8 protein-coding genes are annotated in these 12,521 nt (G+C 69.4%); 5 read left to right on the top strand and 3 right to left on the bottom strand.

All coding sequences use genetic code 11. From position 1 onward, the window contains the following. Nucleotides 1-20 precede the first annotated feature (20 nt). Nucleotides 21-1,394, bottom strand: a complete 1,374-nt coding sequence (locus tag A4R44_RS38400) for a cytosine permease (RefSeq protein WP_067592261.1) — start codon at nt 1,392-1,394, stop codon at nt 21-23. A 101-nt stretch (nt 1,395-1,495) separates the two neighbouring features. Between A4R44_RS38400 and A4R44_RS38395 the strand changes: the two genes are divergently transcribed. Next, a complete protein-coding gene (locus A4R44_RS38395; RefSeq protein WP_067592259.1) occupies nt 1,496-2,716 on the top strand; it encodes an MFS transporter in 1,221 nt (406 codons plus the stop codon). 62 nt (nt 2,717-2,778) lie between these two features. Here the strand turns inward: A4R44_RS38395 and A4R44_RS38390 are convergent, their stop codons facing one another. Then, entirely contained in the window at nt 2,779-4,758 is a 1,980-nt protein-coding gene (locus tag A4R44_RS38390) for a protease pro-enzyme activation domain-containing protein (protein ID WP_067592256.1), read from the bottom strand. Between the two features lie 902 nt (nt 4,759-5,660). Between A4R44_RS38390 and A4R44_RS38385 the strand changes: the two genes are divergently transcribed. Next, entirely contained in the window at nt 5,661-8,537 is a 2,877-nt protein-coding gene (locus A4R44_RS38385) for a BTAD domain-containing putative transcriptional regulator (protein WP_067592253.1), read from the top strand. 52 nt (nt 8,538-8,589) lie between these two features. Beyond that, nucleotides 8,590-9,378 (top strand): hypothetical protein, encoded by a 789-nt coding sequence (locus tag A4R44_RS38380; RefSeq protein ID WP_338080392.1) that lies wholly within the window; start codon nt 8,590-8,592, stop codon nt 9,376-9,378. A gap of 3 nt (nt 9,379-9,381) precedes the next feature. On the opposite strand, the gene A4R44_RS38375 is transcribed toward A4R44_RS38380, so the two are convergent. Beyond that, entirely contained in the window at nt 9,382-9,840 is a 459-nt protein-coding gene (locus A4R44_RS38375) for a DUF4396 domain-containing protein (protein WP_067592248.1), read from the bottom strand. Between the two features lie 97 nt (nt 9,841-9,937). Between A4R44_RS38375 and A4R44_RS38370 the strand changes: the two genes are divergently transcribed. Together A4R44_RS38370 and A4R44_RS38365 are read left to right on the top strand one after the other, a co-directional pair. Continuing rightward, entirely contained in the window at nt 9,938-11,404 is a 1,467-nt protein-coding gene (locus A4R44_RS38370) for an alpha/beta hydrolase (protein ID WP_067592247.1), read from the top strand. Nucleotides 11,405-11,502: 98 nt separating this feature from the next. Continuing rightward, complete coding sequence (locus A4R44_RS38365) at nt 11,503-12,516, top strand: autoinducer 2 ABC transporter substrate-binding protein (RefSeq protein WP_067592245.1); 1,014 nt, start codon at nt 11,503-11,505, stop codon at nt 12,514-12,516. The last annotated feature ends 5 nt before the right edge of the window (nt 12,517-12,521 follow it).

Below are 12,521 nucleotides of genomic sequence, written 5' to 3'. Positions count from 1 at the left end.
GCCAGCGTGCGACCTCTACCTTACTGGAGGTCAACCGTCCGTCGTCCGCGCAGCAGTGTGTACGCCGCCAGCGAAACCACGAACCCGGCGTAGTAGGCCAGATCCGCCCCGTGCAGCGCCGCGGCGACCGGTCCGGTGTAGACAGTCGTGTTCATGAACGGCACCGCCGCCGCGAAGCCCGCCACGAACGCCGCCAGCGCGGCCCAGCTGCGCACCGGTCGGCGCAGCTCAGCCAGCACATCGACCTCGCGACCACGACGCGTGCGCCGCAGCCAATCCGGCACGACGACACCGAGGAACGGCGGGATCCAGTAACTCACCACCAGCAGCACGTTCTGAAATTTCGCCGCCAGGTCGCCGCTGTGCATCCAGAGGATCAAGGCGAACGCCAGCACCGTCACGACCACCGCGGATACCGGACGACGCACCCGAACGCCGACAGTTTGCAACGCGAGCGAACCGCTGTAGTCGTTCATCGCGTTGGACGACACCGCCGCCAGCGCGATCACCAGCAACGCCACCGCACCCAGCACGCCACCGCCGAGCAGCGTCGACACCCCGGCGGCGGTCTGGTCGCCCAGCGCGGTGCCGAGGGCGAGACCAATGCCCTCGCCGAGCGCGTACGACGCGGTCAGGCCGAGCAGCGTGAACCAAAAGACGCCGCTCGGCCGCGTCGAAGCGGGCAAGTAACGGCTGAAATCCGACGCATAAGGAGCCCAGGAAATAGCGAGGCTGAGCGTGATTGTGGAAAACAGCACGACGGCTCCGGCGAAATCGCCGCCAGTCGCGGAATCGGCGAACGTGATCGGGTGATCAAGCACCACCTTTACCGCGAGCGCGACAAACGCGACAACCAGCACCACACTCATCACGGCCTGGACCCGGTGAATCACCGCGTAGCCGAACACGCCGAGCGTGCACTGCAACACCAGCACCACGAGCACCGCCGCCCAGAACGGCAAGCCGGTCAGCTGTGCCAGTGCTTCGCCGCCGAACAGCCCGACCAGCGCGTCCCAGGCGATCGAACCGAGCCATTGCACCAGGCCGGGCAGCACGACGCCGCGGCCGAACGGCAGCCGCGCGAGCGGCAGCTGACCAGTGCCGGTGCGCGGCCCCCAGGTGGACAACCACGCGACCGGCAGCGAACCGACCACGGTGCCGATCAGCGCGATGACGAACCCGGTGGTGAAGCCGAGCCCGAGCGTCGCGCCGAGGGTGCCGGTGAAGACGGCGGTCATGGTGAGGTTCGGGGCGAACCACACGCCCGCGAGCCGCCACGGCCGCCCGAACCGGTTCGCGGGCGGGATCGGGGTGATTCCGTGCGTTTCGATCGCGAAATCCCCTGCTCCGGAGGGCATTCGGCCGCCGAAGACCTCGGCGTCGATCCCGCTCATGCGCTGTCCTTTCTCCCGGCTGACCCGTGAGTCTGAACCGGAGCGCCCGGCCGCGCCAATACTCTGTGGCGTTCCCGACCCGTTCCCGTCAGGATCGCGGGGTGGGGGAAAGACCGCGCACTCCGCTGCGCCAGCGCGCATTCGCCGTTTTCTACACCGGACGGCTGGTCTCGCTGCTGGGCAGCGCCATGACCCCGGTCGCGCTGGCGTTCGCGGTGCTGGGCAGCAGCCACAGCCCGACCGACCTCGGCGTCGTGCTCGCCGCCGGGATCGTGCCGCTGCTGACGTTCCTGCTCGTCGGCGGCGCGGTCGGCGACCGGTTCCCGCGCAACCGCGTGCTGCGGCTGTCGAACCTCGGCGCGGGTGCGGCGCAACTGGTCGCCGCGACCATCCTGCTCACCGGCAACTACTCGCTGGCCGCCATCGCCGTCACCGAGTTCCTCGGCGGCGTCTGCACCGCGTTCACCACGCCGGTGCTGCGCGGGATCGTGCCGCAGATCGTTCCGGCGGAATCGCTGCGCCAGGCGAACTCGCTGCTGGCCACCGGACGGAACATCACCAAGGTGGCCGGTCCGGCCGTCGCCGGCGTTCTCGTCGGCACGGTCGGCGGCGGCTGGGCGATCGCCGCCGACGGGGTGTCGTTCGTGCTCGCCGCCCTGCTCTACCAGGCGATCACGCTGCCCCCGGCGGAGCACACTGTGCAAGACAGTGTCTTGCACAGTGTGCGAACCGGCTGGCGGCAGTTCTGGCGGATCCCGTGGCTGTGGCGGGTGGTCACCGCGTTCACCGTCTACAACATCGTGTTCACCGGTGGCTGGCTGGTGCTCGGGCCCGGCATCGCGCAGGACACGATCGGCGCGGCCGGATGGGGCGTGGTGCTGAGCGTGCGCGCGGTGGGAGCGTTGCTGTCCGGGCTCGTGATGTACCGGCTCGCACCGCGACGGCTGCTGCCGGCGGGACTGGCGAGTGCCGCCCTGACTGTGCTGCCGCTGGTCGCGCTCGGCCTGCACGCGGGGTTCGCGGTGCTGGCGGGGTCGACCTTCGTCGCCGGGTTCTGCGCGGGCGTCATGAGCGTCGCCTGGGACACGACGATGCAGGAGAACATCCCCGGGCATGTGCTGTCGCGGATGGCCGCGTTCGACGATTTCGGTTCTTACGCGGGCATTCCCGTGGGCGAACTGCTGGCCGGACCGCTCGGGGCGGCGTTCGGCGCGCCGCAGGTGGTCCTCGTCGGCGGGATCGTCATCGCCGTCGCCGCACTGTCCCCGCTGCGCTCGCCCGCCGTCCGCGCGCTGCGGCACCCGCCGGTCCGCGTGCCGTGAAGGACGGCTTCGCAAGGAAGGGCCTGCCGGGATTCCCGGCAGGCCCTTCCTTCACCCCTCGGTCACACCAGCAACAGGAACGCCACTCCGTTGGGCGAGCCGAGGCCCGTCACGTCGTCGTAGCCCTTGGTCGTGTGGATCGTCAGGTTCGGGTAGTCGAGCACCCGCGCCGAGGTCAGCAGGCCGTCCTTGGCGTCGGTCCCGTTGGCGAAGTCCACCCGCTGCACCGCGCCGTCGACGTGCTGCACGTCGTGGATCGCCGACGCCCGCGACGTCAGCTGGTACAGCACCGGGTTGATGAACCCGTGGTGGTAGTGGTCGAGACTGTCGGCCACCGCCATCACGCCCGCGAACACCGGCGACGCGAGGCTCGTGCCGCCGATCCGGTACTGGTCGTAGTAGACGCCGTCCGGGAAGGTCTGCGTCTGGCCGACCAGGAAGCCGGTGTTGGGGTCGGCGATCGCGGAGATGTCCGGGACCACGCGGCCCTTCGCGCCGCCGGTCTGGTTCTTCGTGGACAGCGCGTCCGGCACGATTCCCTTCTGGTAGAAGGGCTGGCCGAACAGCCGGCTCGTGCCGCCGCCCGCGCCGCCGTTGAACACGCCCGGGAACGCCGGGGCGTAGGCGCCGTTGGCCAGCGTCGACTTGCCGGTCTCCCAGCCGGTTTCGAAGATCCGCTTGCCGTCCTTGCCGACCGCCAGCGACGTGCCGCCGACCGCGGTCACCCACGGAGCCGAGGCGGAGAAGTCCGGCGACGGCGTGCCCAGGCGGGCGACCTCGTCCCCGTTGTCGCCGGAGGAGAAGTACACGCCGATGCCCTCAAGCACCGCCTGCAGCGAGATCTGGTTGAACACCTTGACCTCGGCGGCCGGAATGTCCTCGCCGGTGTCGCCATAGGAGTTGGAGATGATGTCGGCCTTGTGCCCCGCGACGACGTAGTTCAGCGCGGTGTCCAGCGACAGGTCCTCACAGTCCTGCCCGCCGACGTACAGGATGTTCGCGCCCGGCGCGAGCCCGTGCGCGGCCTCGACGTCCAGGGTTTCCTCGCCGTACCAGCCGGAAGCGTCGCACTGGTCCGGCGGCTCCAGCACCGGGTTCGCCGGGAAGATGTGCTGGCTGAACTGCTTCTTGGTCAGCGGGTGCGCCGGGTCGTTGCGCTTGGCGTACTCCGAGGCGTCGGCGTAGATCGTCGGCGACGCGAACGCGTCCACGATGGCGATCGTGGTGCCGCGGCCGTCCGCGCCGAACTTCGCGACCTGGTCCAGCCCGTACGCCGAACGCAACTGCGCGGGCGTGTAACCGCACGGCGCGTACGGAAGCTGCTTGCCGTTGTACGCCGGGTCAGTCGTGTCGGTCTTCTCGCCGTAGTAAGCGCTGCACGGACCCGAGTTGCGGAACCCGTTGCTGGGCGGCGCGGTCGACGGGCTGGCCTGTGCCCGGGACTGCTTCTTCGCCGGCGCGTCCGCACCGTCGGTGTGGTCCGGCTTGAACAGGTTCGTCGCCTGGTCGACGCCGACGACGCCGAGCACGTCGTTCGCCAGCGCCGCCGGAACGGACAGGTCCTTGTCCGCCGCCCGCAACGTCTGCCCCTTGACCTGGTACTTGCCCAGGGTCACGGCGAACGCGCGCTGCACCTGATCGGCGGTACCGGTGGCCTCGACGTACGCTCGGTTGGACGGCACCTCGCCGATGCCGAATCCGCTTGCGGACAGCCAATTCTTCACTGCCGAGACGGTCTGGTCGGTAGCCGCGAACTGGTCCCGCACCTGGTCCGGCGACAGATAACGCCGGTAGCCGCGACTGTTCGGATCGGACACCGACTGCGCGGCGGCTTCGGCCGCGCCCTGGTCCTTGAGGTTCAAGTAAACCCGAAAGTCCATAGTGGACGACCCGGCCGTGTCGGCCACCTTGGACTGCGGTTTGGCCCACACCGGATGCGATTGCGGAATGTCCGCCCGCCCCTGAGCCGACGCCACGGCAGGCGAAGCGGCTAAACCGCCCACCACCGCCAGCGAAAGAAACATGGTGACGCTTCTACGCACAGCAACTCCCTCGTGTTGCGCGGCCCTCGACCCCCGCCTGCCGCCGGAACGAGATTAGGACTGCCCCCGCCCGCCAGGGAAGCGTCCGGCTTCCCGGTGCGGAACCGTTATCTGCTCCCCTCATCGCGACACAAGGGACAACTGCGACCAAAGTCCGTTTCATCCGCACTGTCCACAGCGGAATGTAGCTAAATCGGAAAAATGCCCGTTTCCCGCAATCCCCGCACAGCACTAGACAGCCCGCGACACCACCTACGAAGGTCGCACAATCTCGATCACCCACACCAAACCCTCACCCGTCCGCCACGCCGCCCCCCGAAGCGTCCGCGAGGGGAACCCTCACAGACCCTGATTCCCTGAGGTCCCCTCACGACCTGCCGCCACCCCCGCGAGGGACCCCTTCACAGACCCAGATTCCCGCAACGCCCCCTTCGCCGACCGCTCCCCCCGGCCACCACCGCATGCGCCCAATGTGGCGGGTGCATCCCACGCACCCAATGTGGCGTTCGGTGCATCTGACGCGCCCCAACCGCACCAACGCACCCGACCATCAAGACCCCCAACCGCACCAACGCACCCGACCATCAAGACCCCCAACCGCACCAACGCACCCAACTGTCGAGACACCCAGCCCCTCCCCCGCACCCCGATCCGAAGCCCCCCGTCAGCACAATCAACCTTCGGGGTGCCCCACGCCAGCGACCGGGCCAATGTCGCCGCCAGGCGACGAGCCCCCTCAGCCCGCACATGAAAACAATTCACCCCACCCCAGCCGAACACCTGATGACATCCACCCCCGATATCACCCCATATGGGGTATTCCTCCCCCAGCGGATCTAGCTAACCGACCCAAACGCTCCTAGCATGCCGACCATGGGGACCTTGCCGCCAAGGCGGGTAAATTGATTTCGCTGACCTTCCGGATCCTGGGGCCGCTGGAGGTCATCGCCGAGGGCAGGGCCGTACCGCTGGGCGGCCCGAAGCCCCGCCTGCTGCTGGCCGCACTGGCCCTCCAGCCGAACATCGTCGTGTCCACCGAAGCCCTGGTCGAGGTCCTCTGGCCGACCACCGCCCCCCGCTCCGCGGCCGCCAACATCCGCACCTACGTCCACTCCCTCCGCCGCCGCCTGGCGGAAACCTCCGCCGACCTGGCCGACCGCATCACCAGCCGCGCCTCGGGCTATCTCCTCACCGTCCCGGAAGACGAACTCGACCACCTGCTCTTCACCCGCCTCGCCACCCAAGCCTGGGAATCCCAAGACCACCCGGAAACCGCCTTGGCCCTGCTGGATCAAGCACACTCGCTCTGGCGCGGCGAAGTACTGGAAGGCCTCCCCCACGACCCCACCTGGGGCCCCGCCGTCGCTCGCCTGGACGAACTACGCCTGGCTGTACAAGAACAACGCCTGCGCGCCCGGCTAGATCTGGGCCGGCACAACGAAGTCATCGCCGAACTCCGCGCCCTGGTCACCGAACACCCGCTGCGCGAAGAACTCTGGCACCACCTGATCACCGCACTACGCGACGCGGGCCGCACCACCGAAGCCGCGGAAGCCTACGAGCTAGTCGAGCAAACCCTCGCCGACGAACTGTCCGCGAGCCCCGGTGCCGCACTCCGCGAACTCCGCACCACCCTCGAAGTCCCCTGCGCCAAGGTCCCGCCGATCTGCCAACTCCCCTTGGATCTGCCCGATTTCACCGGCCGCGGCGAAGTAACCGAGCACCTGGTCGCGAAACTCCGCCAGCACGCCGAAGCGGAACGCCCCACGATCGTCGTCCTCTCCGGAGCACCAGGCATCGGCAAGTCCTCGATCGCCGTACGGGTAGCGCACGCCGTCCGCACCGTTTTCCCAGACGGGCAGTTACACGTAGACCTGGCCGGAACCTCGTCGTCGCCACGCTCGCCCATGAGCGTACTGGCCGAACTCCTGCGCGCCTTGGGCATCCCCGACTCCGGCCTCCCCCGAGATCTGGCCGAACGCTCCGCGCTCCTGCGTTCCCAGCTCGCCTGCCGCCGGATGTGCATCGTCCTCGACGACGCGGGCGGCGCCGCCCAAGTACGTCCGCTGCTGCCCGGCGCGGGCGCGTCCGCCGTAGTGGTCACCAGCCGAATCCGCCTGCCCGACCTCGCCGGCGCGATGCCGGTCGACGTCGACCTCCTGCCCGAGCCGGAAGCCGCGCGCCTGCTGGAAGGCATCGTCGGCCGCGAACGGGTCGCCGCCGAACCCGAAGACGCCGCGGCGATCCTGCGCCAATGCGGGCATCTGCCGCTCGCGATCCGGGTAGCCGGAGCCAAGCTCACCCACCGGCCGACCTGGTCCCTGCGCATCCTCGCCGACCGTCTCCACGACGAGCACCGCCGCCTGGACGAGCTGCGCGTCGGCGATCTGGCCGTCCGGGCGAGCGTGACCCTGAGCTACGACCTCCTGCCGATGTCCGCCGCCGCGGCCTTCCGCCGCTTGGGCGCGCTGGGCCCGGTGCAGTTCCCCGCCTGGGCAGTCGCCGCGGTCCTGGGCCGCCCGTCCGCCGACGACGTGCTCGACGTGCTCGTCGACGCCCACCTGGTGGAACTGGTCGCCACCGACGTCGCGGGACAGCCGCGCTACCGCCTGCACGACCTTCTGCGCGTCTACGCCGCGGAACTGGCCGAGCCCGGCGAAACCCGCACCGCGATCGGCCGCGTGCTGGAGGGATATCTGGCGCTGGCGGTAGAAGCCGCCGAACGCATGCCGATCCACTTCTTCGGCCAGTACCACGACGACACCGACCTGGCCCCGCCGCCGGAAGCGGACCGGCTGCTGACCGACCCCGCCGCCTGGTTCGCCGCCGAACGCGCCACCTGCGTCGCCGCCGTCGGGCTCGCCGCCGAACGCGGTTTCGACGACCTGACCTGGCGGCTCACCGTGGCCCTCACGCCGTACTTCGACCTCCGCGGCCACCAAGACGACTGGCACGCCACCCACCTGATCGCACTGGAAGCGGCGCGCCGGGCAGGCGCGATCCGCGGCGAGGCAGTCGTCCAGCGCAACCTCGGCCAAGTCCTGCTGTACCAAGACAACGACGCGGACGCGATGGTCGCCTTCGAGGCAGCACGCGAGCTGTACCACCGAATCGGCGACCAGCAAGGACTCGGCGAGGCCTACGCCGGCCTCGGCACCGTGCTGCGAATGCAAGGCCAGACCGACCGCGCGCTCGAACCCTGCCACGAAGCGCTCCGGCTGTTCGGCGAGGCGGGCGATCCGCACGGCGAAGCGGTGATCCGGATCGCGGTCGGCTCGATCTGGGTCGCGCGCAAGTGCTACGCGACCGCGCGCCGCTGGTACACCGACGCCCTTGAGCTGTCCTGCGAAATCGGCGACCGGCACCGGGAAGCCCATGCGCTGCAACGACTCGGGCTCCTGCACCAGCGCGAGGGCAACCTCGCCGAAGCCCGCGAACACGTCACGCGCGCCATCGCCGTGTTCACCGATCTCGGCGACGACCACTGCGTCGGCTACGCGAACCAGAACCTGGGCGCGCTGTGCCTGTACAGCGGCGATCTCGCACACGCGCAGCTGCTGCTGGTGAACTCGCTGAGCGTGCACCGCCGCAACGGCGACCGCCGATCCGAAGCCGAAGTATCTCAGCTCCTCGGCGAACTCCACTCCGCGCTCAGCCAGCCGGAACGGTCCCGCGGCTACGCCGAACGCGCGCGGGCCATCCGCCGCGAACTGTCCGCCGACGCCCCGGTCGACGACCGGCCGCGCAAGACCGGACCGCACCGGATCGTGTCCGCCTGACGCGCGGGCCCGGTTGCGCGGCCAAACCCGCGCGCCGGGCCACGATGCGCTGATGAACACTCCGAAAGCGGCTGGTCACGTCCTTCTCGCAGCGACTGTTATCGCTTTGTCGACTCCAGCTCCCGCCTGGGCCAAACCCCAGCACGGCAGGCGAGTGCTGGACAGACCGCTGACCTACCGCCTCTACGCGACCCGCGAAGGACTCGTCGGCGGCACCACCTCGAGCGGGCACCGGATCACCGAACGAGACCATTTCGTCGCGCTCCCGTCGACGAAAACGGTGTCCGTCAAGGGAAGAGGGACCTTCACCGTCCGGGTCTGCCGCACCGACGGCACGCGCTGCGAATACGCGCCCGTGTGGGATGTCGGGCCGTGGAACGAACACGACGACTACTGGAACCCCGCCGATCGGCGCGCGACGTTCGGTTCGCTGCCGCAAGGCGTGCCGGAAGCACAAGCGGCCTACCAAGACGGTTTCAACGGCGGCAAGGACGAACGCGGCCGCACCGTGCGCAATCCAGCCGGTCTCGACCTGGCCGACGGCACGTTCTGGGACGGTCTCGGCCTCAACGGCAACAGCTACGTGGACGTCACTTTCCTGTGGACCGGCAGTGCTCCGGCCACCGGCGTGGTAACCGGCGGAGCCCCGCTGGTCGTGCGCACGTCCGCGAGCAACGACGCGCCGCCAGCCGGATTGGCCGCCGATGCCGCTCAGGTGCCGATCGAGTGTTCCGTGCGAGGTGATTCGGTGGACGGAACGACCCGCTGGAACCGGATCGGCCCCGGGCACTATGTGTCCGGGGCCCACCTCCGAGCCGACGCGGCCGTGCCCGCCTGCTGAGGCTCAGTGATGGTGGTGGGCATGCACGACGGCGTGCCCGCGTCCGCGGCCGATCATCCACTTGTTGACCGGAACCGTGACCACGAAGGCGATCGCGAGCGACAACACCAGCGACAGCCAGAACAAACCGCTCGACAATCCCGCGTCCATCGCTCCCGGAATCGCCACGACGACGGTGTTGTCGATGACCTCCATAACCGCGATCGACACCGTGTCGGCGGCGAGCGCGACCTTGAAAGCGGCACCGAGCGCGAGGCCCGACTTGAGCACGCCGCGCATGGTGAGGGCGTAGCCGAAGACGAACGCCAGCACGATGGACAGCACCACAGTGGCCGCGTTGTGCAGGCCGAACGCGGTGCCGAGAACCATGCCGAGCACTTCACCGATGGCACAGCCGGTGAGGCAGTGCAGCGTCGCTTGGGCGGCGGTGGACCAAGACGCGCCGTGCTGGTGTTCGTTCATGCCGCCGACTATACCCCTGCGGGGTATCTGCCGCACAAGGTCGCCCGATGTGATGACTGTCGCCCGGCCGCTGCGGCGAATCGGTATAACCGGAAGTGTGGTGATCAACTCGGCGCGTCGGTGCGCCACCGCATTCGTCCTCGTTCTCCTTCTAGGAAGCTTCCTCAGCGCCCCGGCCGCCAGCGCGCGCACGTCCTCGCTCAAGTGGGGCGCGTGCCCGGCCGGGACGCCGCGGCAGGTGTCGTGCGCGAGCCTGCGGGTGCCGCTCGACTACGCGAAACCGGACGGGAAGCAGATCACCCTCACCGTGTCCGGCATGGGCAGCCTCAGCTCGCCGCATTTCCTGCTGGTGAACCCTGGCGGACCGGGCGCGTCCGGGCTGGGCACCGAGAAGCTCGTGTTCAGCCAGCTGCCGCAGGACGTCGCTCAGCAGTACGCGGTGTTCAGCTTCGATCCGCGCGGAATCGGGGCGAGCACACCGGTTTCCTGTGGCGACACCTCGAAACTCGCGCCGCATCCGGCGGCGCCGTACCAACCGGCAGACCTGCCGCAGGAGCGGCACCGCGAGGACCTGGCCAAGCAGATCGCGGCACACTGCGCGGCGAACGGGAAAGACCTGCTGCCGCAGGTCACCACCGAGAACGCGGCGCGCGACATGGATCGGATCCGCGAAGCGCTCGGCAAGGACAAGATCGACTACCTCGGTTACTCCTACGGCACCAAGCTCGGCGCCACGTACGCGACCCTGTTCCCGGCGCACACCGGCCGGATGATCCTGGACAGCGTCGTCGACCCGACGGTCACCACGTATCACACGCAATTCCAGCAAAACGCGGCCCTGCAAGCGCGGGCCGGGCAACTGTTCGCCTGGACCGCGGCGCGCGACAGCACGTATCACCTCGGCACCACCGCGGCCGAGGTCAAGGCCGCGTGGAGCGAGCTGCGCGAGAAACTCGCGGCACAACCGGCGGACGGCAAGACCGGAGTGTCCGAATTGGACGATCTGCTGGCGTCCGCGATGTACGGCGACTGGGCCTGGCCGTCGCTGATGCAGGCGGTCGCGAGCCACCGCGGCGGGGATTCGGCCGGGCTGAACGTCGCCGCCGGACAGGCCCAGTACGCGGTCGATCCCGGTCAGCTCGCCTACAACTGCGCCGACGCGGGCTGGCCGCGCACCTGGGCGGCCTGGCACGCGGACACCGCGAAGTCGGCGACGTCCGCGCCGCTGTTCGCCTGGCTCAACAGCTGGTACAGCGCGCCGTGCGCGTTCTGGCAGGTCCCGGCGACGCCCGAGGTCCGGATCGGGTCGGCTTCCGTTCCGCCGATCCTGTTGCTGCAGGGGAAGGACGACCCGGCGACGCCACTGGTCGGCGCGCAGCGGATGCACCGGGTGCTGCGCGGGTCGAGCCTGCTCGTCGACGGCGGCGGCAACCACGCGGCCTACCTCAACGAGCCCAACCCGTGCGTCGACGACAAGGCCGCGCACTACCTGCTGACCGGTGAACTCCCCCAGGACGGGACGTGTCCGGCGGGCGGAGAGGAGGCTGCGCCGTCCGGCGGTTGAACTCGCTTGCGTAACCGTTTGGTCGCGTTCGGTTGACCCCCTGCCGCCACTGGCCCTACCTTCGGCTGCCAGGTCACATAGCCGGGGAACGGTGGGGGATGCGAGGGCGGACCACAACGCTCGTGCTGGGCGCGGCGCTGGTGGCGACCGCGGCGGCGGTGGCGGGCAGTTGCTCGCCGGTCCTGTCGGACTCGGCCCCGGAGCCGGCGAAAATCGCCTTCGTGCCGAAAATCGGCGGCATCCCGTACTTCGACGCGATGAATGCCGGCGGCATGGCGGCCGCCAACCGGCTCGGCGCGAAGTGGTTCCTCCGCGCCCCCGCGTCGGTCGATCCGGCCGCGCAGACGGCGATCCTGCGCCAGCTCATCGCCAAACGCGTGGACGTCATCGCGGTCGCCCCGAACGATCCGGCGGAGCTGGCCCCGACGATCGCGGAGGCACGGGCGAAGGGCATTCACGTGCTCACCACCGACACCGACGCCGCCGGCTCCCAGCGCGAGGTCTTCGTGAACCAGACGACGGCCGAGGGCATCGGCTCGGCGCTGGTCGACTCGCTGATGAAGAAAACCGGCGGGACCGGCGAGTACGCGATCGTCTCGTGCGGGCACGCCGCGGCGAACCTCAACTGGTGGATCGAAGCCGAGAAAACGTATGCGGCACAACGCTATCCGCAAGCGAAGCTGGTCGAGACGGTGTACGCCGACGAGGACACCACCACCGCCACGAAGCTGGCGAAGGAGATCCTCAACCGGCATCCGAAGCTCACCGGCATGATCGGCCAGTGCACCACGGCGACGCCCGGCATCGCGCGAGCGGTGCGTGATCAGCAAAAGATCGGCCAGGTCTTCACCGTCGGCACCGGCACGCCGCAGACGATGAAGCCGTACCTGGTCGACGGTTCCTGCTCCATGACGGTGCTGTGGAACGTCGAATCCCTCGGCTACCTCACCGCCTGGACCGCCGAGCAGCTCGCGACCGGCACCCCGCTGCGGCCCAAGAACAACGTGAGCCCGGAGCTCCCCGCGGTGCGCTACGACGCGGCCACCCGGACGGTCCTGCTCGGCGATCCCCTGCTGATCACGCAGAACAACGTGGATCAGTTCAAGTACTGACGGTC

The sequence above is a fragment of the Amycolatopsis sp. M39 genome (assembly GCF_001651785.1).
GTDB classification, from domain to species: Bacteria; Actinomycetota; Actinomycetes; order Mycobacteriales; family Pseudonocardiaceae; genus Amycolatopsis; species Amycolatopsis rubida.
Note: the sequence above shows the minus strand (reverse complement) of the source record. Positions and strands in the feature narration are given on the sequence as shown.

What these genes read in the sequence shown, in the direction of transcription:
- A4R44_RS38375 (WP_067592248.1), bottom strand. Translation starts at nt 9,840, where the DNA reads ATGAACGAACACCAGCACGGCGCGTCTTGGTCCACCGCCGCCCAAGCG.
- A4R44_RS38380 (WP_338080392.1), top strand. Translation starts at nt 8,590, where the DNA reads ATGAACACTCCGAAAGCGGCTGGTCACGTCCTTCTCGCAGCGACTGTT.
- A4R44_RS38400 (WP_067592261.1), bottom strand. Translation starts at nt 1,394, where the DNA reads ATGAGCGGGATCGACGCCGAGGTCTTCGGCGGCCGAATGCCCTCCGGA.
- A4R44_RS38365 (WP_067592245.1), top strand. Translation starts at nt 11,503, where the DNA reads ATGCGAGGGCGGACCACAACGCTCGTGCTGGGCGCGGCGCTGGTGGCG.